21 protein-coding genes, 1 tRNA gene and 1 pseudogene are annotated in these 24,964 nt (G+C 73.6%); 9 read left to right on the top strand and 14 right to left on the bottom strand.

Annotated elements, in window-relative coordinates; genetic code table 11:
• Nucleotides 1-159: 159 nt before the first annotated feature.
• A pseudogene (dhaL, locus tag AB0O91_RS35870) lies at nucleotides 160-792 on the bottom strand (dihydroxyacetone kinase subunit DhaL).
• A gap of 11 nt (nucleotides 793-803) precedes the next feature.
• Nucleotides 804-1,799 carry a dihydroxyacetone kinase subunit DhaK gene (gene dhaK / locus AB0O91_RS35865; protein WP_363442214.1) on the bottom strand — a complete coding sequence of 332 codons (996 nt, stop codon included), beginning with the start codon at nucleotides 1,797-1,799 and terminating at the stop codon, nucleotides 804-806.
• A gap of 158 nt (nucleotides 1,800-1,957) precedes the next feature.
• On the opposite strand from dhaK, the gene dhaM reads away from it, so the two are divergent.
• Complete coding sequence (gene dhaM, locus AB0O91_RS35860; RefSeq protein WP_363442212.1) at nucleotides 1,958-2,353, top strand: dihydroxyacetone kinase phosphoryl donor subunit DhaM; 396 nt, start codon at nucleotides 1,958-1,960, stop codon at nucleotides 2,351-2,353.
• Nucleotides 2,354-2,359: 6 nt separating this feature from the next.
• Here dhaM and AB0O91_RS35855 read toward each other — a convergent pair whose 3' ends face one another.
• Complete coding sequence (locus tag AB0O91_RS35855; RefSeq protein ID WP_363442210.1) at nucleotides 2,360-4,072, bottom strand: bifunctional 3'-5' exonuclease/DNA polymerase; 1,713 nt, start codon at nucleotides 4,070-4,072, stop codon at nucleotides 2,360-2,362.
• 155 nt (nucleotides 4,073-4,227) lie between these two features.
• Between AB0O91_RS35855 and AB0O91_RS35850 the strand changes: the two genes are divergently transcribed.
• Nucleotides 4,228-6,270, top strand: a complete 2,043-nt coding sequence (locus tag AB0O91_RS35850) for a M3 family metallopeptidase (protein ID WP_363442209.1) — start codon at nucleotides 4,228-4,230, stop codon at nucleotides 6,268-6,270.
• On the opposite strand, the gene AB0O91_RS35845 is transcribed toward AB0O91_RS35850, so the two are convergent.
• Together AB0O91_RS35845 and AB0O91_RS35840 are read right to left on the bottom strand one after the other, a co-directional pair.
• The gene (locus AB0O91_RS35845; RefSeq protein WP_363442207.1) at nucleotides 6,257-7,702 is read right to left on the bottom strand and encodes a cellulase family glycosylhydrolase; all 1,446 of its coding nucleotides are present in this window, start codon (nucleotides 7,700-7,702) and stop codon (nucleotides 6,257-6,259) included. The two genes, AB0O91_RS35850 and AB0O91_RS35845, sit on opposite strands and share 14 nt — an antisense overlap.
• A 126-nt stretch (nucleotides 7,703-7,828) precedes the next feature.
• The gene (locus AB0O91_RS35840; protein WP_363442206.1) at nucleotides 7,829-8,455 is read right to left on the bottom strand and encodes a TetR family transcriptional regulator; all 627 of its coding nucleotides are present in this window, start codon (nucleotides 8,453-8,455) and stop codon (nucleotides 7,829-7,831) included.
• Between the two features lie 187 nt (nucleotides 8,456-8,642).
• Between AB0O91_RS35840 and AB0O91_RS35835 the strand changes: the two genes are divergently transcribed.
• Complete coding sequence (locus AB0O91_RS35835) at nucleotides 8,643-9,869, top strand: acyl-CoA dehydrogenase family protein (protein ID WP_363442204.1); 1,227 nt, start codon at nucleotides 8,643-8,645, stop codon at nucleotides 9,867-9,869.
• Between the two features lie 25 nt (nucleotides 9,870-9,894).
• Here the strand turns inward: AB0O91_RS35835 and AB0O91_RS35830 are convergent, their stop codons facing one another.
• The 3 genes from AB0O91_RS35830 to AB0O91_RS35820 form a co-directional block, all read right to left on the bottom strand.
• Nucleotides 9,895-10,497: a hypothetical protein gene (locus tag AB0O91_RS35830; protein ID WP_363442202.1), complete on the bottom strand. Its 603-nt coding sequence runs from the start codon at nucleotides 10,495-10,497 to the stop codon at nucleotides 9,895-9,897.
• Nucleotides 10,498-10,679: 182 nt separating this feature from the next.
• Entirely contained in the window at nucleotides 10,680-11,489 is an 810-nt protein-coding gene (locus AB0O91_RS35825) for an enoyl-CoA hydratase/isomerase family protein (protein ID WP_363442200.1), read from the bottom strand.
• A gap of 151 nt (nucleotides 11,490-11,640) precedes the next feature.
• Complete coding sequence (locus AB0O91_RS35820) at nucleotides 11,641-12,192, bottom strand: GNAT family protein (protein WP_363442199.1); 552 nt, start codon at nucleotides 12,190-12,192, stop codon at nucleotides 11,641-11,643.
• Between the two features lie 78 nt (nucleotides 12,193-12,270).
• On the opposite strand from AB0O91_RS35820, the gene AB0O91_RS35815 reads away from it, so the two are divergent.
• Nucleotides 12,271-12,918, top strand: coding sequence for a TetR/AcrR family transcriptional regulator (locus AB0O91_RS35815; RefSeq protein ID WP_363442197.1), 648 nt, complete (start codon nucleotides 12,271-12,273; stop codon nucleotides 12,916-12,918).
• Nucleotides 12,919-13,195: 277 nt separating this feature from the next.
• Here the strand turns inward: AB0O91_RS35815 and AB0O91_RS35810 are convergent.
• A tRNA-Arg gene (locus AB0O91_RS35810) sits at nucleotides 13,196-13,271 on the bottom strand.
• Between the two features lie 653 nt (nucleotides 13,272-13,924).
• Here AB0O91_RS35810 and AB0O91_RS35805 point away from each other — a divergent pair.
• From AB0O91_RS35805 to AB0O91_RS35785, 5 genes are all read left to right on the top strand, one after another.
• A complete protein-coding gene (locus tag AB0O91_RS35805; protein ID WP_363442196.1) occupies nucleotides 13,925-14,509 on the top strand; it encodes a single-stranded DNA-binding protein in 585 nt (194 codons plus the stop codon).
• 354 nt (nucleotides 14,510-14,863) lie between these two features.
• Entirely contained in the window at nucleotides 14,864-16,300 is a 1,437-nt protein-coding gene (locus AB0O91_RS35800) for a Cys-Gln thioester bond-forming surface protein (protein WP_363442194.1), read from the top strand.
• Nucleotides 16,301-16,571: 271 nt separating this feature from the next.
• Nucleotides 16,572-18,236 carry an energy-dependent translational throttle protein EttA gene (gene ettA / locus AB0O91_RS35795; protein WP_363442193.1) on the top strand — a complete coding sequence of 555 codons (1,665 nt, stop codon included), beginning with the start codon at nucleotides 16,572-16,574 and terminating at the stop codon, nucleotides 18,234-18,236.
• A 110-nt stretch (nucleotides 18,237-18,346) separates the two neighbouring features.
• Nucleotides 18,347-18,790, top strand: coding sequence for a thioesterase family protein (locus tag AB0O91_RS35790; protein ID WP_363442191.1), 444 nt, complete (start codon nucleotides 18,347-18,349; stop codon nucleotides 18,788-18,790).
• A gap of 47 nt (nucleotides 18,791-18,837) precedes the next feature.
• Nucleotides 18,838-19,530, top strand: a complete 693-nt coding sequence (locus AB0O91_RS35785; RefSeq protein WP_363442189.1) for a hypothetical protein — start codon at nucleotides 18,838-18,840, stop codon at nucleotides 19,528-19,530.
• Between the two features lie 57 nt (nucleotides 19,531-19,587).
• On the opposite strand, the gene AB0O91_RS35780 is transcribed toward AB0O91_RS35785, so the two are convergent.
• The 5 genes from AB0O91_RS35780 to AB0O91_RS35760 form a co-directional block, all read right to left on the bottom strand.
• Nucleotides 19,588-19,992, bottom strand: coding sequence for a globin (locus tag AB0O91_RS35780; RefSeq protein WP_363442187.1), 405 nt, complete (start codon nucleotides 19,990-19,992; stop codon nucleotides 19,588-19,590).
• An 89-nt stretch (nucleotides 19,993-20,081) separates the two neighbouring features.
• Nucleotides 20,082-21,227, bottom strand: coding sequence for an ABC transporter permease (locus AB0O91_RS35775; RefSeq protein WP_363442185.1), 1,146 nt, complete (start codon nucleotides 21,225-21,227; stop codon nucleotides 20,082-20,084).
• The gene (locus tag AB0O91_RS35770; RefSeq protein WP_363442183.1) at nucleotides 21,224-22,141 is read right to left on the bottom strand and encodes an ABC transporter ATP-binding protein; all 918 of its coding nucleotides are present in this window, start codon (nucleotides 22,139-22,141) and stop codon (nucleotides 21,224-21,226) included. The genes AB0O91_RS35775 and AB0O91_RS35770 overlap by 4 nt, the downstream gene beginning before the upstream one ends.
• 169 nt (nucleotides 22,142-22,310) lie before the next feature.
• Complete coding sequence (locus tag AB0O91_RS35765; protein WP_363442181.1) at nucleotides 22,311-23,513, bottom strand: FHA domain-containing protein; 1,203 nt, start codon at nucleotides 23,511-23,513, stop codon at nucleotides 22,311-22,313.
• Between the two features lie 73 nt (nucleotides 23,514-23,586).
• Entirely contained in the window at nucleotides 23,587-24,942 is a 1,356-nt protein-coding gene (locus AB0O91_RS35760; RefSeq protein ID WP_363442179.1) for a VWA domain-containing protein, read from the bottom strand.
• Nucleotides 24,943-24,964: the final 22 nt, after the last annotated feature.

Raw genomic sequence — 24,964 nt, 5'->3', positions numbered from 1 at the left:
GCCGTTGGCAGTCTGAAAATCACCCGTCACGCCCCTCTCCGCACCCACCCCCTCCACCGCCCCCTCCCGCAGCGCGTCCCTCTCGCCTGGGTGGGGGAGGGGGTGGGTGGGTGGGTGCTGGGGGTGGGTGGGTGCGGGTGGGTGCGGGTTTGGGGTGGGTCAGGCGGGGGTGAGGGTGTCGGCGAGGGTGCGGAAGAGTAGGGCGGTGGAGGTGGCGCCCGGGTCCTGGTGGCCGGTGCTGCGGTCGCCGAGGTAGGAGGCGCGGCCCTTGCGGGCGCGGAGGGGGGTGGTGTCCAGGGCGCCCTGTTCGGCGGCTTCGGCGGCGGCTGTGGCGGCTGCGGGGAGGGTGGCGCCGGAGGCTGCGGCGGTGCGGAAGGCGGCGACGGCGGGGGTCCAGGCGTCCACGATGGTCTTGTCGCCGGGTTCGGCCCGGCCGAGGGCGCGGATCGCGTCCAGGCCGGCCGCCAGGGCTTCGGCGAGGGCGGTCGGGTCGGCCGACGGCCCGGGCAGGGCGGCGCCGACGGCGCGGAAGGCCTTGCCTTACAGGGGGCCGGAGGCGCCGCCGACCTTGGAGATGAGGGTGGTGCCGGTCTTGGTGAGGACGGCGCCGGGGCCGACCGGACGGAGGTCGTCCAGGGCGGTGCGGGCGGCGTCGAAGCCGCGCCGGAGGTTGCTGCCGTGGTCGCCGTCGCCGATCGCGGAGTCGAGGTCGGTGAGCCGGGCCTGCTGCGCCTCGACGGCCGCGGCGATCGCGCGGATCCAGGCCTCGGCGAGCGGGGTGTCGAAGTCCATGCCGTCTCCCTTCAGGCCCGCTTGAGGGCGGGGGTGTCGACCGGGGCGTCCCAGAGGTCCAGGAGTTGGGCGTCGGCCTTGGTGAGGGTGAGCGAGAAGCCCGCCATGTCGAGGCTGGTGACGTAGTTGCCGACCAGGCTGCGGACCACCGTGATGCCGCGCTCGGCGAGCCGGGCGGCGACCTCGCCGTAGACCACGTACAGCTCCAGCAGGGGGGTCGCGCCGAGGCCGTTGAGCAGGGCGATCACCTCGTCGCCGGGGGTCAGGTGGTGGTCGGTGAGGATGGTCTCGACCACCTCGGCGGCCAGTTCGCGGGCCGGGCGGAGCTTCTCGCGGCGGCGGCCGGGCTCGCCGTGGATGCCGACGCCGACCTCGATCTCGTCCGCGGGCAGGTCGAAGCCGGGCTTCCCGGCGGCCGGGACGGTGGCCGCGGTGAGCGCGATCGCGAAGGAGCGGGAGGCGGCGTTGACCCGCTCGCCGAGGGCGGCCACCTCGTCCAGGCCGGCGCCGCGTTCGGCGAGCGCGCCGGCCGTCTTCTCGACCAGGACGGTCGCGCCGGTGCCCCGGCGGCCGGCCGTCCAGGTCGAGTCCTCGACCGCGACGTCGTCGTTGACCAGGACGGTGCGGACCTCCAGGCCCTCCTCGGCGGCGAGTTCGGCGGCGAGCTCGAAGTTCATCACGTCGCCGGTGTAGTTCTTCACCACGAAGACCACCCCGGCGCCGTTCTCCACCGCCTTGGCGGCGGCCAGCATCTGGTCCGGGACGGGGGAGGTGAACACCTCGCCCGGGCAGGCGGCGTCGAGCATGCCCGGGCCGACGAAACCGCCGTGCAGCGGCTCGTGGCCGGAGCCGCCGCCGGAGATCAGCGCGACCTTGGGCCCGGCCGGGCGGGCGGCCCGGGTGATCACCCGGTTGGGGATGTCCACCGTCAGCTCGGGGTGGGCGGCGGCGACTCCGGCCAGGGCGTCCTCCAGGACGCTCTCCGGGGTGTTGATCAGTTTCTTCAACGCTCTTCGCTCCCTTGGGTGACCGCGGGTGACCGTGGTGCGGACGCAACAGCCTGGGCCCGACGCTACGCCAGACGGGGGGTACGGGCACGGGATCCGACACGCGGGATTCGGGTCACTCTCCCGGCGTAGTGGGATGGGGCCGTAGGGTCGGCCGTATGAGCGAACACGTGGGCATCGTGCTGGTGTCGCACAGCGCGGGGCTGGCCGCCGGGCTGCGCGAGCTGCTCGGCGAACTCGCCCCGGACGGCGTGCGGGTGGCGGTCGCGGCCGGGACGGAGGACGGCGGGATCGGCACCAGCTACGAGCTGATCGCCGGGGCGATCGCGGCGGCGGACGGCGGGGCGGGCGTGGTGGTGCTGCCGGACCTCGGCAGTTCGGTGCTCACCGCCCTGACCGTGCTGGAGGACGACCCCAGGCCGGACGTGCGGCTGGTGGACGCGCCGTTCGTGGAGGGCGCGGTGGCCGCCGCCGTCATCGCCTCGACCGGGGCCGGGCTGGCCGAGGTGGTCGCGGCGGCCGAGGACGCGCGGACGTTCCGGAAGCTCGGGTAGGACCGGCTACTTGGCGTCCGCGTAGCAGTCCACCACCGCGGTGCTGAGCGGGAAGCGCACCGGGGTGTCGCCGAACACCAGCCGCCGGGCCTCGTCGGCGGCCTCGGCGACGGCGCCGGCCACCTCGTCGGCCAGGTTGGCCGGGGTGTGCACGATCACCTCGTCGTGCTGGAAGAACACCAGGTGCGGGCGGTCCGACGGGACGGCCGTCGGCAGGGCGTTCAGCCGCCGGCGCAGCGCCGCCAGCAGGGCCAGCGCCCAGTCGGCGGCGCTGGCCTGGATGACGAAGTTGCGGGTGAACCGGCCGCGGGCGCGGGCGGTGCGGCCGCCGTCCTCGCCGCCCGTGTCCGCCTCGGTGAGGTCGAGGAAGGCGGCGGAGGCGGGCGGGCAGACCCGGCCGAGCCGGGAGGTGACCACGCCGCCGTCCTCGCCGGTGCGGGCGGCGGCCTCGACGTAGCCCATCGCGGCCGGGTAGCGGCGGCGCAGGGTGTTCAGCAGCGGGCCGATGTCGCCGCTGGTCTGCCCGTACATGGCGCCGAGCAGGCCGAGCTTGGCCTTGTCGCGGTCGCCCTGGAAGGCACTGGCGGCGAGCGCCTCGTAGAGGTCGCCGCCGGCGGCGGTGCGGGCCAGCCCGGCGTCCTGGGAGAGCGCGGCGAGCACCCGGGGCTCCAGCTGGGCGGCGTCGGCGACCACCAGCACCCAGCCCGGGTCCGCGACCACGGCGCGGCGCAGGATGCGCGGGATCTGCAGGGCGCCGCCGCCGCGGCTGGCCCAGCGGCCGGAGACCACGCCGCCGACCACGTACTCGGGCCGGAAGCGGCCGCCGCGGGCCCAGGCGTCCTGCCAGGCCCAGCCGTGGGCGACGTGGATCCGGGCCAGCTCCTTGTAGCGGACCAGCAGCCGGGCGGCCGGGTGGTCGACGCCCTTGAGCTCCCAGGAGCGGGTGGAGCCGAGCTGGATGCCGGCCTCGGCGAAGGCCCGCAGCACCTGGGTGTGCGAGTCGGGGTTGAACTGCTTCGCGCCGAGGGCCTGTTGGAGTTCGACGGCGAGGTCGGCGAGCAGTTTGGGCTGGGCGCCGGGGAGGGTGGGCCGGGGGCCGAGCAGGTCGGTGAGCAGCCCGTCGTGGACGTCGGAGCGCCAGGGCAGGCCGTCGCGGGCGATCTCGGCGGCGACCAGGGCGCCGGCCGATTCGGCCGCGACCAGCAGCCGGAACCGCTGCCGGGCGGCCGGGTCGGTGATGGCGGCGATCCGCTGCTGCTGGTCGGCGTGCACGGCGACCACGGCGGCCAACGGGTCGGCCCCGGGCGGCAGTTGCAGCCGGTCGGGGGCGAACAGGGTGTCCTGCCCGTCGTCCGCGTCGGCCGGCCCGGGCTCGGGCAGGTCGTCCGGGACGGGCAGGCCGCGCAGCCGGGCCCAGGCGGCGCCGAGCGAGCGCGGCGCGCCGAAGCGGCCCTCGTGGCCCAGCAGCAGGGCCTCGACCAGGCGGAGGTCGTGGCAGCGGGCGAGCCGGTCGGGCAGCCGGGGCAGCAGCGGGGCGTACCCGGACTCGGCGGCGGCCCAGACCCAGCGCGGCCGGTCCGCGGCCTCCCGGGCGGCGACGGCCGCGGCGAGGTCGCGGACGGCCTCCGGCGGGCCGAGCGGGCGGCCGGCGTCGTCCAGCGGCTGGAGGCGGCCGCCGGGGCCGTGCGGGTCGGGCGCGAGGGCGGTTCTGGGGGCCACGGCGGGCAGCTCCTCTCCGGGAGGCGGTCGGGTGTGCGGACGGGGTGCGGGCGTACGGGCCCGCGGGTCTGCGCCGTCGACGTTAACGGGTGGGTCTGACAACGACGACCCGGGGCGTATGGGCACGCGGGACGACACCGCGTAGGGTCGGCGAAATGACCGAGAACCCGTTCTTCGCGGCCGGCCCCCTGGTCGGTGGACTGCCTCCCTACGCCGAGATCCGGGAGGAGCACTACCTGCCCGCCTACGAGCGCGGCATGGCCGAGCAGCTGGCCGAGATCGCGGCGATCACCGGCACCCCCGGCGGGCCGACCTTCGAGAACACCCTGGTGGCCCTGGAGCGCTCGGGCGAGCTGCTGCGCCGGGTGGACGCCGTGTTCCGCAACCAGTCCTCCTCCGACACCACCGAGCTGCTGGACGAGGTGGAGGCGACGGTCAGTCCGCTGCTCGCCGCCCACCACGACGCGATCCACCTCGACCAGGAGCTGTTCGCCCGGGTCGAGGCGCTGCACGGGCAGCGGGCCGGGCTGGGGCTGGACCCGGAGTCGCTGCGGCTGCTGGAGCGCTGGTACACCGCGTTCGTCCGCTCCGGCGCCCGGCTGGGCACGGCCGAGCAGACCCGGCTGCGCGAGCTGAACGCCGAACTCGCCGCGCTGGCCACCACGTTCCAGCAGAACGTGAACACGGCGACCCGGGCCGCCGCCCTGGTGGTGGACACCGCCGAGGAGCTGGCCGGGCTCTCCGAGGGCGCGATCGCCGGTGCGGCGGAGAACGCCCGGGTGCTCGGCCACCCGGGCCGGTACGTGCTGAGCCTGAAGAGCCCCTCCCACCAGCCCGAACTGGCCCAGCTCAGCGACCGTTCGGTGCGCGAGCGGCTGCTCGCGGCCTCACTGGGCCGGGGGGTGGCGGAGAACGGCCCGCCGGCGATCCGGCTGGCCGAGCTGCGCGCCGAGCGGGCGGCGCTGCTGGGCCACCCGAGCCACGCCGCGTACGTGGTGGCGGACGAGACGGCCGGCACGGTGGAGGCGGTGTCCGGCCTGCTCGCGCGGCTGGTCGAGCCCGCGCTGGCGAACGCCCGCCGGGAGGCCGCCGAGCTGGCCAAGGTGGCGGCCGCGGACGGGATCGGGGAGATCGCCGCGCACGACTGGGCGTACTACTCGGAGAAGGTCCGGCAGGCCTCCTACCAGGTGGACGCGGCGGCGTTGCGCCCGTACTTCGAGCTGGAACGGGTGCTGCGGGACGGCGTGTTCTTCGCCGCCGGGCTCGCCTACGGGCTGACCTTCACCGAGCGGCCGGAGCTGACGGCGCACCACCCGGACGCCCGGGTCTTCGAGGTGTTCGAGCAGGACGGCAGCCCGCTGGGCCTGTTCATCGGCGACTTCCACGCCCGGGCGTCCAAGCGCGGCGGGGCCTGGATGGACGAGCTGGTCGGCCAGTCCGGGCTGACCGGGCGGCGGCCGGTGGTGCTGAACAACCTCAACATCCCGCGGCCGGCGCCCGGTGAGCCGGCGCTGCTCAGCTGGGACGAGGTGCGCACGATGTTCCACGAGTTCGGGCACGCGCTGCACGGCCTGTTCTCGGACGTCACCTACCCGCTGTTCGCGGGCACGTCGGTGCCGCGGGACTTCGTGGAGTTCCCCTCGCAGGTCAACGAGATGTGGATGGTCCGGCCCGAGGTGCTGGCCAACTACGCCCGCCACCACGAGACCGGTGAGCCGCTGCCGGCCGCGCTGGTCGAGCGGATGACCGCCGCCGAGGGCTTCGGGCAGGGCTACCGGACCGTGGAGTACCTGGCGGCGACTCTGCTGGACTGGGCCTGGCACACCCTGCCGGCGGGCCACCGGGTCGCGGACGCCGAGGAGTTCGAGGCGCGGGCGCTGGCGGAGGCCGGGATCGCCGTCCCGGCGATCCCGCCGCGCTACCGCACGCCGTACTTCCAGCACATCTTCTCCAGCGGCTACAGCGCCGGGTACTACGCCTACATCTGGTCGGAGGTGCTGGACGCGGACACCGTGGAGTGGTTCGGGGGCAACGGGCGGTCGGTGCGGGAGAGCGGCGAGCTGTTCCGGCGCGAGCTGCTGGCGCGCGGGTTCAGCCGGGACCCGCTGGAGTCCTTCCGCGCGGTGGTCGGCCGGGCGCCGGACACCGCGCCGCTGCTGGCCCGCCGGGGCCTGGACCAGGGCCTCACCGTGCGGTGAGGCGGACCGTCACCGGAGTGCCCGGGCGGGTGTGCGGGAGCCGGATCCGGACGGTGCCCGCGCGTCCGCCCACGGGCTGGTCGACCTCGGTCCGGGCGTCGGCGGGGGAGACCTCGACCCGGGCGCCGCGCGGGAACGCGGCGGGCGGCAGGACGAGTTCGCTGGGGTGCCCGGTGCCGTCGGCCGTCCAGCCGACCGTGCGGCCGTCGGTGCGGACGTCCGTGCCGGCGACGGCCGACGGGTAGGGGCCGAAGGCGGGTTCGTCGCCGGGGGCGGGGTGGCCGGCGGGGTCGAGCGCGCAGTAGCCGCCGGTGCCGCGGCACCAGTACCAGAGGGTCCAGCCCTCGGCGAAGCCGTCCATCGCGGCGACCTGGCGGCGCACCAGTGCGGTGTTGCCCGGGGTGCGGGGGTTCGGCGGCCCCCACTCGCCGACCAGGACGGGCAGCCGGTGGGCGGCCGGGTAGCCGGTGATCGCGGCGGTGTACTGCTCGACGAAGCCGTCGGCGGGGTTCCAGTCGGCGCCGTTCTCCACCGCGGTGTCGTAGAAGTGCGGGGCGTAGCCGAGCCGGGGCGCGCCGGGGCGGGGGTCGCCGAAACCGGGCAGTGCGGTGGGCACGCCCTGACCGACCAGGACCGTCGGTTCGACGAACAGCCAGGCGCGGGAGTCCACCCGGCGGACGGCGGCGATCAGGCGGCGGTACATGTCGGCGAGCCGGCCCCGCTCCAGGTCGGCGGAGGCGGCGGCGAGCACGGCCGGGTCGGCCGGGTCGCCGGCCACCGGGCCGAACGGCTCGTTGAACAGGTCGTAGCCCAACAGGGAGCGGTGGCCGCGCAGTTCGCGGGCGAGCCGGGTGTAGAAGTCGGCCTGCCAGCGGCGCAGGTCGGGGTCGTCGTAGAGGTGGCGGAAGGCGGCCTGGACGGCGGGCTGGAAGTAGCCGGCGAACCAGTCGTCCGGGTCGGGGGTGAACGGCAGTCCGTCGTCGCGGGTGGCCCAGGCGGGGATGCCGCCGGTGCCGCCGACGAACTCGGGCCCGTAGACGTCCTGGTGGAAGTCGACCAGCACGAGCAGGCCCAGCTGGTCGGCGCGGTCGAGGAGTTGTCGGATCCGACGCAGTTCGACGGGGTCGAGCCGGCCGCGTTCGGGTTCCAGCCTGGTCCAGGAGACCGGCAGCCGGACCAGCGTGAACCCCTGTGCGGCGACGGCGTCGAGGTCGGCCGGGGTGGCCTCGGCGTACTTGTCGAGGTTGACGCCGCGCAGTCGGAGCTGCCGGCCGCGGGCGTCGGTGAGGGCGGTGCGGCCGTCCGGGGCGGTGGCCGTTCCGGTGGGGAAGGGCACCGGGTGTCCGTCCCGGGGTGAGGCCGAGGCCGGGGCGGCGGTCAGGGCGGCGGTGACGGCGAGCAGCAGGGCGACGGCGGTGCGGCGCAGGCGCATCGAGGACCTCGCACGGCGGGGGAGTGGGGCCCCGATGATGCCGGTGGTCCGGGTGCCGCACAAGGGCGCCGGGCGCCCGGGAAGGGGCGGCGCGTGTCGGACAAGGAGCTTGTGCGGGCGGGGAGTTCAGTCGCCGTTCGGTTCGGCGGGGGCGGTCGGCAGCACGGCGGTCGGCAGGTCGGCGGCGGCTGCCAGGCGCCCCCAGAGCAGGTCGGCCAGGGCCTGCACCATGCGGGTGCGCGAGCAGGGCCTGGTCTCCAGCCACCAGTCCCCGGCGGCCAGCACCATGCCGGTGATGCCGCGGCCCCAGGCCTCGGCGAGCAGGTCGCGGTCGGCGCCGAGGTCGACCTGGTGCTGCACGGCCCGGGTGATCTCCTCGGCGATCTGCCGCAGGGCGGGGGCGAGGGCGTTGCCGGCGCCGCTCGGGTCGCCGGGCTCGGGGTGGGTGAGCAGCCGGTAGACCTGGGGGCGGGCCTCGATCCCGGCGAGGTAGGTGTCCAGGACGTGTTCGACCCGGTCGCGGCGTTCCAGCGGTTCGGCCAGGGCGGCCCGGACGGCGGTGAGCAGGCCGCCGGTGTGGCGCTCGGTCAGGGCTCTGATCAGGCCGTTCCGGTCGCCGAAGTGCCGGTAGAGGATCGGCTTGGTGATGCCGGCCTCGGCGGCGATGGCGTTCATGCTGGCGCTCGGCCCCTCGCGCTGGATGACCCGGTCGGCGGCGTTGAGCAGCTGCTCGCGGCGGGGCTCTCGGGACATGCGCTGCTCCTCGGATCGGGGGTGGTCTGGGCGTTGACAGCGGTTACCAATCAGTAGCAGACTCCGACGATGTTACCGGGGGTAACACCCCGGTGGGTCGGCTGGGTCGCACCCTGCGGTCGCGTTCCGGCGGCCGTGCCCCAGCGGCCGCACCCTGCGTCGTCGTCCCTTCTGCGGAGGCCCCACCATGAGCAGCACGTTCTCGCTGGACCCGGGCGCGGACCAGCTCGCCGTACGCGACTGGCTGCACGGCTTCGCCGCCGACGTCGTCCGTCCCGCCGCGGCCGAGTGGGACGAGCGCGAGGAGACCCCCTGGCCGGTCATCCAGGAGGCCGCCAAGCTGGGCATCTACTCGCTGGACTTCTACGCCCAGCAGTACTTCGACCCCTCCGGCGTCGGCATCCCGATCGCCATGGAGGAGCTGTTCTGGGGCGACGCGGGCATCGGGCTGGCCATCGTCGGCACCACGCTGGCCGCCGTCGCGGTGCTCGCCAACGGCACCGACGAGCAGATCGGCACCTGGACCCCGCAGATGTTCGGCACCCCGGAGGACGTCAAGGTGGCCGCCTTCTGCTCCTCCGAGCCGGACGCCGGCTCGGACGTGGGCGCGCTGCGCACCCGGGCCGTCTACGACGAGGCCAAGGACGAGTGGGTGCTGAACGGCACCAAGACCTGGGCCACCAACGGCGGGATAGCCGCCGTGCACGTCGTGGTGGCCAGTGTCGACCCGGAGCTGGGCACCCGCGGGCACGCCTCGTTCGTCGTCCCGCCGGGCACCCCGGGGCTGAGCCAGGGCCAGAAGTTCAAGAAGCACGGCATCCGCGCCTCGCACACCGCCGAGGTGGTGCTCGACGGCGTCCGGGTGCCCGGCAGCTGCCTGCTCGGCGGCAAGGAGAAGCTGGACGAGCGGCTGGCCCGGGCCCGCGAGGGCGCCAAGCGGGCCGGCGGCAGGGGCAACGCGGCGATGGCCACCTTCGAGGCCTCCCGCCCGGCCGTCGGCGCGCAGGCGATCGGCATCGCCCGGGCCGCCTACGAGGTGGCGCTGGACTACGCGAGGACCCGGGAGCAGTTCGGCCGTCCGATCATCGACAACCAGGGCGTGGCCTTCCAGCTCGCCGACATGCGGACCCGGATCGACGCGGCCCGGCTGCTGGTGTGGCGGGCGTCCTGGATGGCGGCCAACAACCAGCCGTTCACCGCGGCCGAGGGCTCGATGTCCAAGCTGTACGCGGGCGAGACCGCCAAGTTCGTCACCGCGCAGGCGATGCAGATCCTCGGCGGCAACGGCTTCACCCGGGAGTACCCGGTGGAGCGGATGCACCGGGACAGCGCGATCTACTCGATCTTCGAGGGGACCAGCGAGATCCAGCGGCTGGTCATCGCCCGGGCGATCTCGGGGATGCCGATCCGCTGACCGCGGCCCGCCGGCCGGCCCGCTCCTACCGGGTCAGCCAGAAGGTGAGCCCGGCGGTGACGGAGCCCACCAGCGCGCCGACGACCGTCTGCGCGGTGGTGTGGTCCCGCAGCACCACCCGGGACCAGCCGATCACCGCGACCAGCGGGTAGAGCAGCAGCCACAGCGGGCCGAGCGCGATGCCCAGGCAGGCCGCCGCGCCGCCGGCGACGGCGGTGTGCACCGAGACCTTCCACCAGACGGTGATCACCAGGATCGGCACCAGCGAGGCGAACATCGCCGCCACCATCGCGGTGAGGTCGCGCGGGGCGTGGGCCAGGATCATCACCGCGAAGCTGACCGCGACCGAGCCCATGATGAACGGGATGACGGTCAGCCGGCGCTGCCGGTGGCCGACGTGCCGGTCCTCCAGGGTGCCCTTGCGGATCCCGCGCTGGATGAACAGGGTCGGGATGACGGCCGCGAACAGCGCGGCGAACGCGGCCCAGCCGAGGCCGGCCCAGCCGTAGCGGAGGGCGCCGATCAGCAGGCAGACCGCGATGATCACGTTCTTCGGCTCGACGCCGTCGGTGACCCGGCGGGCCCAGATCGTCCGGCTGGTGGGGGCGGTCGTGGCCTCGGCGGTCATCGGGGTGGGTGCTCCGGTCGGGAGGGAGTCGGAAGGGAATCGGGAGGGAGTCGGGTAGGGAGGGGACGGCTCGGTGTGTCGGTCGGATGATCGTACGTGAGTCGTCGGCCTCGCCGTCCGGGGCGCCGTCGGGGCGCCGGGTCGGCACCGCGCCGACCGCGCCGGGTCAGAACCGTGCAGGGTCAGAACCGTGCCGGGCGGCCCGCCAGGAAGGCGGCCAGCCCCTCGTGCACGTCCGAGGCCTCCCGTGAGCGCCGCTCCCAGGGCTCCAGCGCCTCGGCCGCCCGCTCCGCCGGGACGGCCAGCGCGGCCTTGACGGCGCCGATGGTCTGGGTCGAGCGGCCGGTCAGCACCCGGGCGAACTCCAGTGCGGTGGCGTCCAGTTCGGCGTCCGGCAGGACCCGCTCCGCCAGGCCCAGCGGCAACGCGTCCACGCCGCGCACCAACTCGCCCGAGAACAGCAGGTACTTGGCCCGGGCCGGGCCGACCAGCCGGGCCAGGCGCAGGGTCGGCACCGCCGGGTAGACCACGCCGAGCTTGGCCGGGGTGATCCCCAGCCGGGCGTCCTCGGCGACGAAGCGCAGGTCGCAGGCGACGGCCAACTGGCAGCCGCCGCCCACGCAGGCGCCGTGCACCACCGCGAGGGTCGGGTGGGGGAAGGCCGCGAGCGCCTCCTCGGCGGCCACGTTGACCTCGTGGTAGGCGTCCGCGCGCTTCGGATCGCCGTACACCTCGGCGAGTTCGGCGATGTCGGCGCCCGCGCTGAAGGTGTTCCCGGCGCCGGTCAGCAGCAGGACGCGCACGCCCTCGTGCAGGGCCAGCCGGTCCAGCACCTCGGGCAGCGCCTGCCAGATCTCCAGGGTCACCGCGTTGCGGCGGTGCGGGCGGGCGAACTCCAGGACCGCGACGCCGTCCGCGCCGACGTAGGCGTTCAGGCCCTCGGCCCGGACGGGCAGGGCGGAGCGGTCCCGCGTGAGCAGCGGCTGGTCCATGCGCACCTCCGGTCGGTCGTGGTGCGCCCACTCTGTCAGGCCGGGTCGGCGGGCCACGCCCCGGCCCGGGGGCGGCTCCCGGAGTCCGGGGCGGCCGGACCCCCGGGCCGGGAGGCGGACCGGCCCGGGGTCGGGCACCTCCGACGGACGGTCAGGCCCGGGCGGCGGCCCACTCCGGGGCCAGGACCGCCCAGATCTCCTTGTCGTGGCGGACGCCGTCGTGCAGGAACCACTCGCGCAGCACGCCGTCCCGCCGCATGCCGACCCGCTCGGCCACGGCCCGGCTGCGGGCGTTGGCGGCCGAGCACCACCACTCGGCGCGGTGCAGGCCCCGGGTGGTGAAGGCGTAGTCGAGCAACTGCCGGACGGCGGCGGTGATCAGCCCGCCGCCCTGGCCGGCCGGCTCGGTCCAGGCGCCGATCTCGCAGTTGCCGCTCCTGGTGTCGAAGTGCACGAACATCACGCCGCCGACCAGCGTGCCGTCCCGCCAGATGCCGTAGATCCGGCTGGTGTCGGCGGCCTGGCCGTCGGCGTAGCGCTGGAGGGTGGCCCGGGCCGAGTCGAGGTCGGTGGAGCGGGTGGCCCACGGGATCCACGGGTCGGTGTGGGCGCGGGCGCGGTCGATGTGGGCCAGGAACTCGGGGGCCTGCCAGGGCTCCAGCGGGCGCAGTTCGGCGTTCTCGGTGAGCGGGACGGAAAACACGGGCGGGCCTTTCGCGGGTGGTGCGGGGAGCTGTCGGGCACCATTCATAACAAACGTTTGGTATGTACGATAGCCCCCATGACGCCTGCCCGTGGAGACCATGAAGCCCGCCGCTCGGAAGTCTCCGAGGGGGTGTGGCGGGTGCTCTCCACCCGGGGTTTCGAGGGGCTCACGTTGCGCGCGGTGGCGGCCGAACTGGGGGCCTCCACGGGCCTGCTGACGCACTACTTCCCGAACAAGCGGGCCCTGTTGAGCCACGCCCTGGAGGAGCTGGACCGCCGCTCCGCCGCCCGGCCGCGCCGGCTGGCCCCCGCCGACGGCTCCCCGCCGCCGCCCGCGGGGCTGGCCCGGCTGCGGGCCGCGCTGCTCGACGTGCTGCCGCTGGACGAGGCGAGCGAATCCGGCAACCGGATCTGGGTCGGCTCCTGGGACGTCGCGCTGGCGGACTCGGAGCTGGCGGCCGCGCACGCGGGGCGCTACGCCCGCTCGCGGGTGGCGCTCACCGGCCACGTCGCGGACGCCCAGCGGCTCGGCCAGCTCCCGGCCGGGGCCGACCCCGCCGGGCTCGCGGCGGGGGCGCAGGCCTTCGTGCTGGGGCTGGTGGTGCAGTCGCTGTTCGCCCCGGCGGAGTTCCCGCCCGGGCGGCAGGTCGACCTGCTGGACGCCTATCTGGCGGGGCTGGCGGGGTCGGCGGTGCCTGCCGGGTCGGCGGATCCGGCGGTTTAGGGCGGCTCGGGGCGGCGGCCCCACGGGCACCGCCGGCCGGTTTTCCGGCCCGCTTCCGCCCGGCCCGGGGTGTTCGGTCCGGGGTGTTCGAACCGGGCTGTTTCGTTCAAGGGTGGGGGATTCGCCCGTAATTCCGGATGTTCCGTTCGGCCCGGCTTTCGCGGCGGGGCACGACACGCATTGTCACGGCTTATGCGCGGTGCGTGCGGGATTACCCGGAGGTCCGAAACGGCCACGGAAAGTGTTCACATGTCCGGTGGCCTGCGGAATTGCAGGGTGGTGCCCCCAGCAGGATTCGAACCTGCGACCTACCGCTTAGAAGGCGGGTGCTCTATCCGCTGAGCTATGGGGGCGGGACGGGCGGCGCCCTGACGGGCGCGACCGTGGCCGGGATCGGGCGACGAGCGTTGGGGACGCGCGTAGTCCGGCCCCGCACCTGAGGGTGGGGGTGGGGCTCGGTGGGCCCTCGCCCTGTCGGGGACAGGATAAGGGTGCCCAGTTCCTCGGCCGGGTGCGACGGCACCGTCGTTGGTGTGTCGGTTCGGTGGAGCGGTCCGATAATCGCAGGTGGAGGCCGTGTGTGCAGCGGTCTGGGACAGTTCCGGGCCGGACGTTGTGCACTCGTTACGGGGCTGCCTCCCCACCCGTTATGGATTCGACACGGAGAATGTCCCGCCGCCGGTGCGGGTGGGGGGTCGTATTCGGCTTGCTCCGGTCGGATGACGTGCGCGGACGGCTCGGCACGGGTCTTCCGTCGGGCCCCGTCCGGGGCCGCGATCTGCCGGTTTGTTGTCATGAGCGCGAAGAGCAGGCGGCCCGGCGGTGTACGAAGGCCCAAATTCACCCCTGTGAGTGACTGCCGTAATTCACCCTGCCGATCGGCCCAGGAGTTGTCCACAGGATTTCGGAACCCGGTGGCCGGGATTTCTTCCGGGGCGCACTCTCGACTCGCACCGCTCGATTTCCTGCGGTGGTTCGGCGAGAAGCGGAGAACGGAGGGCGGGCCGTGAGCGAGACGCATGTGACGGTGCTCGGCAATGTCGTGACGGAGGTGAGCTACGGGGAAACCGCCGGCGGGGTGCCGATGGCGAACTTCCAACTGGGCTGCACCGAGCGGCGCTACGACCGGGAGCACGAGCGCTGGGTGGACGGCGAGACGCAGTGGCTGAGGGTGACGGCCTGGCGGGCGCTCGCGGTGAACCTGATCGGTTCGCTCGCCAAGGGCGATCCGGTGGTGGTGACGGGCCGTCTGCGGGTGCGGGAGTGGACGGAAGGCGAGGTGAAGCGCAGTCGGGCCGAGATCAATGCCCGTTCGGTCGGGCACGATCTCACCCGCGGCACCTCGGCGTTCCGCTGGGCGACGGGCGTGCGCGGGCAGCCGTCGGGCGCGGTGGCGCCGGTCGGGGCGGAGGCCGCGGCGGAGCCGGTGCCCGGATGGATCGTCGACGCACTGGAGTCGCGCCGGGCCCCGGCGGTGGCGGCGGCGCCCCGTCCGCTCGCGCTGCCACCGGGCGGGAGGACGGCGGCGGAGCAGCAGGAGGGGGTGTCCGAGGGGGAACGTGGAGGTGAAGTCCAGGTGGTGACGGGCTGACGGTCGGGTGACCGTACCTGTCGACAAATATGTTGATCGAGAAGGTCATTGCGCCCGCACGCGCAATCTCGACCGGATAACGGAAAGTCGCGAGGAGATTCTGTCGGGGCGTCAGCTTGTGTGGAACCTGAGGGGGTTGATAACGATCCAGATACGGAATCGTCCTGATTTCGCATGGGGGTTTCGGGGCCTCCGGGGCTCAATAGGATTCGTTTGGTTCATACCCGCAGCAGTGCCACAGGGGGCACGCGCGGCACGGCAAGTCGGCGGGCTGCCCACTCGGAGCGGCCTGGCCCGGAGGGATCCCAGATGTTCAAGAGGCAGGGGCGGGGTCTGTCCCGCATAGCCACTGTCATGGCCACGACCAGCGTCGCGCTGGGCGGCGGTCTGTTCGCGGCCGGTGCGGCAGCCGCGGCGGACGCCCCGGCTTCGGGCGTGTCCGCGGTGGTGCAGAACTCGATCTTCGGCGAGAAGGTCGACGTCGACGGCGGCACCTACGACGCCGGTCTGTTCACGCTCAAGACCGCCGACGGTGAGCTGAAGACCTACTGCATCGACTTCGGCTTCCCGGTGGACATCAGGAAGAAGACCCAGTACCAGGAGTCGGACTGGTCGGCGAGCTCGCTCGGTCGCCCCGACCGCGCGGAGCCGGCCTCCAAGATCCGCTGGATCCTGGAGAACTCCTACCCGAAGGTGTCGGAGAGCTCGCTCTCCGCCTCCCTCAAGATCCCCGGCCTGACCGCCGAGGACGCTGCGGCCGGCACCCAGGCCGCGATCTGGAAGTTCTCCGACGGCAAGAACGCCACCCCGCACAGCGACGCGGCCACCAAGCTGCGCGACTACCTGATCGGCGGCGCCAACAAGGGCATCGCCGCCGAGCCCAAGCCGTCGCTGAGCCTCACCCCGGACTCCGTCTCCGGCAAGTCCGGCAGCAAGCTCGGCCCGTTCGTCCTCAACTCCAGCGCCAACGAGGTCAAGTTCGCCGTCACCGGCGACGCCGCCGACAAGGCCAAGCTGGTCGACAAGGACGGCAAGCCGGTCGGCGCCACCCTGGCCGGGCCGGTCGCCAAGGACACCCAGCTGTTCCTGGACGTCCCGGCCGGCACCCCGGACGGCTCGCTGGCCCTCAAGGCCGACGTCTCCACCGTGGTGCCCAGCGGTCGCGTGTTCCTCAGCAAGGGCTACACCGCCGAGAACCACAGCCAGACCATGATCCTGGCGGGCTCCAGCAAGGTCAGCGTCTCCACGGGCGCCAAGGCCACCTGGAAGCAGGGCAAGGGCGCGCTGATCGACAGCACCGCCAAGGTCGAGTGCGCCAACAACGGCGTGCGGGTCTCGGTCACCAACGGCGGTGACGAGGCCGGCACCGTCACGGTCGGCAAGCAGCAGCTGACCGTCCAGCCGGGCAAGACCGAGAGCGTGCTCGTCCCGGTCGCCGAGAAGAGCGGTTACAAGATCACCGTGACCGGCCCGAACGGCTACAGCCGCGACTTCGAGGGCGTGCTGGACTGCAAGACCGGTACCGGCAACCCGTCCTCCGCGCCGAGCACCCCGGCCACCACCGGCACCACCACTCCGTCGGCCACCCCCTCGGGCACCCCGAGCGCCGGTGGCGCCCACCCGGCCCCGTCGACCACCAGCGCCGCGCCGGGCACCGGTGGCCTGGCCCAGACCGGTGCCAATGACTCCACCCCGATCCTCGCCGCCGTCGCCGGTGGCCTGGTCGTGGCCGGTGGCGCCGCGGTCTTCGTCCTGCGCCGCCGTGGCCGTCACGGTCGCACCACCGCCTGAACCGCCCGAGCCGGGCACGGGGGGCGCTGACCCCCTGAGGCCCTGACGGACGGGACCGGCCCGGTTCCCCGCACCTGCTGCGGGGAACCGGGCCGTCGCGTTTCCCGGGCCGTCGTGCCGCCCGCACCGGCCCCGGCGGGGTGGCCCGGGACCGGGCGCCGCCGGCGATACCCCGGTGGGGGTCACCTGGGCGGTTCGGGGCTCCCGGCCGGGTGCGGCACAATGGAACGCTGCAAGACGAATACTCCCGACGACGCCGGAGCGATCTCACGTGGCGGAATACATCTACACGATGCGCAAGGTGCGCAAGGCGCACGGAGACAAGGTCATCCTTGACGACGTGACGCTCAGCTTCCTCCCCGGAGCGAAGATCGGCGTCGTGGGCCCCAACGGTGCCGGTAAGTCCACGGTGCTGAAGATGATGGCCGGCCTGGAGCAGCCCTCCAACGGCGACGCCTTCCTCTCGCCCGGCTTCACCGTCGGCATGCTGCTCCAGGAGCCGCCGCTCGACGAGACCAAGACGGTCCTGGAGAACGTCGAGGACGGCGTCAAGGAGATCAAGGGGAAGCTCAACCGCTTCAACGAGATCGCCGAGCTGATGGCGACCGACTACTCGGACGCCCTGCTGGACGAGATGGGCAAGCTCCAGGAGGACCTGGACCACGCCGAGGCGTGGGACCTGGACGCCCAGCTGGAGCAGGCCATGGACGCCCTGGGCTGCCCGCCCGGCGACTGGCCGGTCACCAAGCTCTCCGGTGGCGAGAAGCGCCGCGTCGCGCTCTGCAAGCTGCTGCTCGAGGCCCCCGACCTGCTGCTGCTCGACGAGCCCACCAACCACCTGGACGCCGAGTCGGTGAACTGGCTGGAGCAGCACCTGGAGAAGTACAAGGGCACCGTCGTGGCCGTCACCCACGACCGGTACTTCCTGGACAACGTGGCCGAGTGGATCCTGGAGCTCGACCGCGGCCGCGCCTACCCGTACGAGGGCAACTACTCCACCTACCTCGAGACCAAGCAGTCCCGTCTCAAGGTCGAGGGCCAGAAGGACGCCAAGCGCGCCAAGCGGCTCAAGGAGGAGCTGGAGTGGGTCCGCTCCAACGCCAAGGGCCGCCAGGCGAAGTCCAAGGCCCGCCTCGCCCGTTACGAGGAGATGGCGGCCGAGGCCGACAAGATGCGGAAGCTGGACTTCGAGGAGATCCAGATCCCGCCGGGCCCGCGCCTCGGCAGCGTCGTCATCGAGGTCGAGAACCTCAACAAGGCCTTCGGCGAGAAGGTCCTGATCGACGACCTGAGCTTCACCCTGCCGCGCAACGGCATCGTCGGCATCATCGGCCCGAACGGCGCCGGCAAGACCACCCTGTTCAAGATGCTCCAGGACCTGGAGACCCCGGACAGCGGCACGGTCAAGGTCGGCGAGACGGTCAAGATCAGCTACGTCGACCAGACCCGCTCCAACATCGACCCGAAGAAGACCCTCTGGGAGGTCGTCTCCGACGGTCTGGACTGGATCAACGTCGGCCAGGTCGAGATGCCGTCCCGCGCCTACGTGTCGGCGTTCGGCTTCAAGGGCCCGGACCAGCAGAAGCCGGCCGGCGTGCTCTCCGGCGGTGAGCGCAACCGCCTGAACCTGGCGCTCACCCTCAAGCAGGGCGGCAACCTGCTGCTCCTCGACGAGCCCACCAACGACCTCGACGTCGAGACGCTCTCCTCCCTGGAGAACGCCCTGCTGGAGTTCCCCGGTTGCGCCGTGGTCATCTCCCACGACCGCTGGTTCCTGGACCGAGTGGCCACCCACATCCTCGCCTACGAGGGCGAGAGCAAGTGGTTCTGGTTCGAGGGCAACTTCGAGTCCTACGAGAAGAACAAGATCGAGCGACTGGGCGCCGACGCCGCCCGTCCGCACCGGGCCACGTACAAGAAGCTGACCCGAGGCTGACACCCAGCTGTCACGACGGCCCGGCAGACTGCCCCCCGGGGCGGCCTGCCGGGCCGCGGCCCGTCACCGAGGTTCGGCGGCGGGCGGACCGGACACCGAGGAGAACACCCGTGGCTCGCCACATCTACGCCTGCCCGCTGCGCTGGTCCGACATGGACGCCTTCGGGCACGTCAACAACGTGGTCTTCCTGCGCTACCTGGAGGAGGCCCGGATCGACTTCATGTTCACCCAGGCCGCCGAGGCCGGGGCCGGGGAGTTCGCGGGCGGTTCGGTGGTGGCCCGCCACGAGATCGACTACAAGCGTCCGCTGGTGCACCGGCCGGAGCCGGTCACCATCGAGACCCGGGTGACGCGCATCGGCAGCGCCTCGCTGACCGTCTCCTACGACATCAAGGACGTCCACGAGGACGGCTCCGAGACGGTGTACGTCCGGGCCTCCACCGTGGTCGTGCCCTACGACCTGGCCGAGGGCCGGCCGCGCCGGATCTCCCCGGTGGAGCGGGAGTTCCTCTCCCGCTTCATGGACGAGGCCCCGGTCGGCGCGGCAGTCTGAAAGTCCCTGGATCCCCGGACCGAGCACCTGATTCGAGCTGAGCCGCTGTGACCGTCACCGCCCGTCTCGCCCTGACCGACACCGGTGAGGCCGCCGACCTGGCCGGCTTCCTGCTGCGCCTGCTGCGCTTCGACAAGGCGGCGGCCGTGCGGTTGCAGGCGGTCGGCCCGGCCGGCGAGGACGGCGTGCTGGCGGTCTTCGGCCGGCTGCCGCTCGGCGGCTCGGGCGCACTGGCGATCCGCACCGCCCGGCTGGGCGGCCTGGACGAGCCGGTCGACCTGACCGTCTCGGCGGGCCAGTTGCTGGACGGCGTGGACACCGAGGCGGGCGCCGTGGCGCTGCCCGCGCCGGTCACCGGCCCGGCCTGGGCCGGGCTGCTGCCGCCGCGGGCCGGCTGGCGGCCGGTGGGGACCCCGCCGGTGGCCGAGGTGTACCCCGAACTGATGGCCGGCGTGCGGGAGTTCCGCGAGCGCAGCGAGGCCGTGCCGGCTCACCACCGCAGCCGCGCGGTGCTGGACCGACTGGCGGACGAGATCTGGTCCCGGCCGGTCGGGGTGCTGCCGGAACTGCCGCTGCGCGCGGCGCACGCCGCGTACGTGATCGGTTTCCTGAAGCCGGGTGCCCCGCTGTCGGTGCACCGGGCGGGCGGCTGGCTGCGGTTGAGCGCCCCGGCGGGCTCGGTGGTGGTGCGGACGGCGGCCGCGCCGGGTGCGGGGCTGGGGCTCAGCCCGCTGCGCTAGGGTCCGGCCTCGGAGCCTCGAACTTTGAGCCGTGGCCCGGGCGGATCGAGAGCCGGCTCAGCCGGGGGTGTTGATCATCGAGGCGGCGGCGTAGACCAGGTAGTCGAGCAGCTGCCGCTCGTGCTCGGCGGGCAGTTCCAGGCCGGCCACGGCGGCCCGCATGTGGGTCAGCCAGGCGTCGTGCGCGGCCTTGTCGACCTTGAACGGCGCGTGCCGCATCCGCAGGCGCGGGTGGCCGCGGTGGTCGCTGTAGGTGCGCGGGCCGCCCCAGTACTGCATCAGGAACAGCGCCATCCGCTCCTCGGCCGGGCCGAGGTCCTCCTCGGGGTACATCGGCCGCAGCAACGGGTCCGAGGCGACGCCCTCGTAGAAGCGCCGGGTCAGCAGCCGGAAGGTCGGCTCACCGCCGACCTGCTCGAAGAAGGTCTCCTCGCTGAACGTGCCTCGCCCGATCTCTGTCACCCGACCATGGTCGCAGACGCCGACGGGGTCGTACACCGGGACCAAAGGCGTACGACCCCGTCGGGGCGGTGGGCGTCAGGCGGGGCGGATCAGGCGTCTTCCCACTTGAACAGCTTCCAGGCGATGCCGGTCACCACGGCCGCGAAGAGCAGCAGGCCGCCCATGGTCGGCAGGGCGTCGGCGATCCCGCCGCCGCGGGTCAGCACGGTCTGGGCGGTGTCGACCAGGTAGTGCAGCGGCATGACCTTGGAGACGGTCTGCAGCCAGCCGGGGGCGCCGTCCATCGGGAAGAACGAGCCGGACAGGAAGGACATCGGCAGCACGATGATCTGCGAGATGCCGTTGGCCGCCTCCTCGGTCTTGGCGATCGAACCGGCGAGCAGGCCGATCGACATGAAGGAGAGGGTCGCGCAGGCCACCAGCGGGAGGACCAGCCACCAGTCGCCGGTGAGCTTGAGCCCGAAGAAGGACGTCGCGACCACCAGGAAGACGGCGGTCTGCAGGAACGCGGTCAGCAGCGAGACCAGGATCCGGGAGCTGACCACGGTGCCGGCGCTGATCGGGGCCAGCCGCAGCCGGCGCAGCACCTTGGACTTGCGCCAGTTGACCAGGGTCAGCGCGGCGCCGAAGACCGCGCCGGTGGCGACGGCCCAGCCGAGCAGGCCCGGGGTGAGGAACTGGATCGGCTTGAGCGACTGGTCCTCGACCTGCTGGGCGTCCACCACGTAGGCGGCCGGCTGGTGGGTGGCCGCCTGGTTGGCGCTCTGCACGACCGAGGTGACGATGCCCTGGAGCGCGCCGGCCCGGACCTGGTCGGCGGCGGTGTAGCGGAGCTCCACCTTTCCGTCCGGGCCCTGGGTGATCATCGCGTCGTAGTCGCCCTTGCGGACCTTCTCCAGGGTGCCGGCCTCGTCGTCGGTCCTGGTGATGGTGAGGACCTTGTCCAGGCCGGCCCGCTCCTCGCCCGACATCGAGTCGAACAGCTTCACCGCGCCGACCTGGGCGACCTTGGCGTGCGGGCTGGAGGAGCCCTTGGTGACGGAGCCGAAGAAGACCAGGAAGACCAGCGGGAACAGCAGGACGAAGAAGGTGGCGGTGCGGTCGCGCTTCATCCCGAGCAGCATCGCCCGGGACAGGCTCCAGAAGGCGCTGACCCGCTCCCGCCCGCCGGCGGTGTCGGCCGAACCGCCGCGCGGGGCGGGCGCCTTCGGCTCGGTGGAGGTCGAGACGGTCATGCGCGGAACTCCCGTCCGGTGAGCTGGAGGAAGACGTCCTCCAGGGTGGCGCCGCGCACTTCGAGGCCGCGCAGTGCGTTCTGCTCGGCGAGGACGCCGAGCACCGGGCCCGGAATGCGGGTGGAGACGGAGAGCGAGACGGTGTCGTCCTCCAGGGTGGCGATGTCGGCGCCGGCCGCGGCCAGCAGGTCACGGGCCCGCTCGACCGGGAGCTGGCCGGAGGCCACGCTGATCCGGACGGTGTCGTCGATCTCCCGGATCAGCGCCGCGGGGGCGCCGGTGTGCAGGACCTTGCCGTGGTCCATGATCGAGACCCGGTCGCAGAGCACCTCGGCCTCGTCCAGGTAGTGGGTGGTCAGGACGACGGTGCGCCCCTCGGCGTTGATGTCCCGCAGCAGGTCCCAGAGGTTGCGCCGGGCCTGCGGGTCGAGGCCGGTGGTGGGCTCGTCGAGGAAGACGAGCTCCGGGTCGTGGGCCAGCGCGCAGGCGATCGACAGGCGCTGGGCCTGGCCGCCGGACATCTGGTCGGTGAGGGTCCCGGCCTTGTCGGAGAGTCCGACCCGCTCCAGCATCGCGTCGGCCCGCCGGGGGCCGACCCCGTAGAACGACGCGAAGGTGCGGATGGTCTCCCGGGCGGTCAGTTTCCGGAAGAAAGCGGAGGCCTGGAACTGCACGCCGATGCGCGGCAGCAGTTTCGGATTGCGCGGCCAGGGCGCCGTCCCGAGCAGTTCCACCCGGCCCTCGTCGGGCTTCCTGACCCCTTCCAGGATCTCCATGGTGGTGGTCTTCCCGGCCCCGTTGGGGCCCAGGATCCCGTAGAACTCGCCGGTCTCGACGGTGAGCGACACCCCGTCGACGGCCAGCACATCCCCGTACCGCTGGCGGATGCCGTCAGCGGATATTGCAGCAGTCATGAGCCCTGAGAATAGGGGTTTCCGGGCGCCTTGTGCACACCGCGGGCGCGGATTTGCGGATCCCCTGAGGAAGTCGCCGGAGAAGTACCGGGAAAAGCCGGGCCGGGCGAAATGCTGAATTCCGCCCGGCCCGGCCGGAGTTGTCGCTGACCGGTCGTCAGGGGGCCGGTCAGGCGCGGTGCACGGTGATCGTCGTCCAGGCGCCGATGTGGATGCGGTCACCGTCGCCCAGCGGGACGGCGGTGTGCGGGGAGATCGGCTCCGCGCCGCCGTTCACGGTGGTGCCGTTGGTCGAGTCCTGGTCCACCAGCACCCAGCTGCCGTCCGCCTGTTCGGCGAGCAGCGCGTGCTGGTGCGAGGCACCCGGGTCCTCCGGCGGCACCGACAGGTCGATCTCCGGCACGGTGCCCCGGTGCTGGCTGCGCCGGCCGATCCGCAGCTGGCCGCGGCCGGTCAGCGGGATCCGGCGCTCCGGGCAGTACGGCGGGAAGAACAGGCCGGCCGCCTCGGGACCGCTGCGGGCCATCATGTCGGTGAAGTAGTCGCGGTCGGCCGAGACCACCGCGATCCAGTTGGCCCGGACCGGCTCGGCCGGGACGCCCGCCGGCTGGGCATCCGGCTGGGGCTGCGGCGGGGCCAGGTGGAAGGACGTGCCGAAGTCGCCGCCGCGGGTGTTCGGGCCGGGGCCGGCCGGCTCGGCGTACACCGGTCCGGAGTCCTCCCGGGGGGTCTCCGGGAAGGCGCCGCCGGGGGTGTGCCCCTCCTGCCCGTGGGTGGGCAGGGCGGGCGGGTAGCCGTAGGTGTGCGGGTACTCCGGGGCCGGCGGCTGCGGGTACTCCGGCTGCTGGTACTCCGGTTGCGGGTGCTGGGGCTGCGGCGGCTGGGCGGGACCGCCGTAGGCCGCCGGGATGTTCAGCGGCGGCGGCTGGGCCGGGCCGGGCGCGGGCGCGCCGGCGGCCGGCGCCTGGCGGCGCGAGGGGGCGGACAGGTCGTAGTCGTAGCCGCACTCCTCGCAGAACCGGCCGGTCTGCGGGCTGCGGCAGATCGGGCAGACGGTCAGGCCCTCGGTGGGGCCGTGCGGTGCTCCGGGCGGTGGCGGTACGGCCCCGGGCGGCGGGTAGCCGCCCGGCGGGGGGAACGCCCCGGGCGGCGGTACGGCCCCCGGCGGTGCCGGCGGAGGCGGCGGCGCGCCGAACGCGGCACCGCCGTGCTGCGGGTAGCCGGCGGGCGCGCCGTGCGCGGGGTCGGCGCCGGGCGCCCCGGGGTAGCCCCCGTGGGCTCCGGGCGCCGGGACCGGTGGGGTCATCGGGAAGCCGCAGAAGTCGCACCAGTCCTCGGCCTGCGACTCGTGGCCCCTCGGGCAGATCGGCATCAGGTCCCCCTCGTTTCGGGCCGGTGCGGTGCGGCGCGGTGCCGGGCGGCCGGCCCGATCACGTCTTCAGCGGTCACTTCTTCACACGTACCGTCTTGGTCGACCGGGTCTCAAGGGTCATCGAGTCGGCCTCGCTCACGTTCTTACGGAACCGAACCGTACCCTCCTTCGGGTCGACCACGTCCACCACCTTCTGCAGCAGCTTGAAGGTGCCGTCGTTCCCGGTCGCGTGGGCGATCCGGACGGCGGCGCCGAGCTTGGCGGTGGCGGTGTCGACGTCCCCGGCGCGGTGGGCCTCCAGACCCTCCTGGATCGAGGAGGCGAGCTCGGCCTGCCCGGTGTAGTGGGCGACCTGCGGGCTGATCCGGGTGGAGGAGGCGAGGTCGTCCGTCCAGACGGCCTTGACCAGGCCCTGGCTGAGCACCTCGGGGGTGCCGCCGCCGGCCGGCGGGGGCAGGACCAGGCTGATCCGGGCGGCGAGCATCTCGTTGCCGACGGAGGCGGCCGGGACCTCGACGCAGACGTGGTAGTCGCGGCTCTCGTCGCCCCAGGAGCCGGTGGGGTAGTCGCCGGCCCGGGGCCCGGCCTCGGCCCGGCGCTCGGTCAGGTCCTCGACCGTGGGAGCGACCTGCTTGACGAACTTCACGGTGGCGTTGGCCGGCGTCCAGATCCGCAGCGCGACGTCGGCGACCTGCTTGCCCATCGCACCGGCCATCATCGAGCGGAAGTCCTCGGCGAGGCCGGAGGGTTCGGCGACGATGTCGGTGGTGCCGAGCAGGGCCGAGGAGATCTTGCGCAGCTCGTCGATCCGCCAGTCGGTGCCGACGCCGCGGCAGTCGGCGGTGAAGTGGCCGGTGACCCGCTCGACGGTGCCGGCGAGGTCCTCGGCGGACTCGTGCTCGTTGTTGCCGTCGGTGAGCAGGATGGCGTGCCGGATGGCGATGTCGCGCCGGGTGAGGAAGAGCCTGTCGGCCTTGGCCAGCCAGGTGCCCATCGCGGTGCCGCCGGCCGCGGTGAGGCGGCGCAGCGACTCCTTGGCCTGGTGCCGGGTGCTCGCCGAGGCGGTCGCCAGGGTGCCGTCGCCGGGGTAGATGTCACGGGCCTCGTGGGTGCCGGCGACCACGGCGAAGGCGGTGCCGTCGCGCAGCGCGTCGATGGCGGCGGCGGTGGCCTCGCGGGCGCCGTTGATCTTGGTCTTGGGGTAGTCCATCGAGCCCGAGCAGTCGACCAGGATCACCACGGCGGCGTCGGCGTCGCCGCCCTGCCGGGCGCCGTCGGTGACCCCGAGCGGGCGGCCGCCGGAGGTGCCGCCGCCGGTGGAGGTGACGGTGACGATGGCGTTGACCTCGCGGGCGCCGTCGGCCAGGTACTCGTTCTGGAAGATCTCCACGTCGAACCTGGGCAGGTTCGGCTTCGCCAGTGTTGCCATGGGGCGGTGGCTCCCGTCGGAT

The organism is Kitasatospora sp. NPDC089797, from assembly GCF_040684795.1.
Classification (GTDB): Bacteria; Actinomycetota; Actinomycetes; order Streptomycetales; family Streptomycetaceae; genus Kitasatospora.
This window is presented reverse-complemented; position numbering and strand designations above follow the sequence as displayed.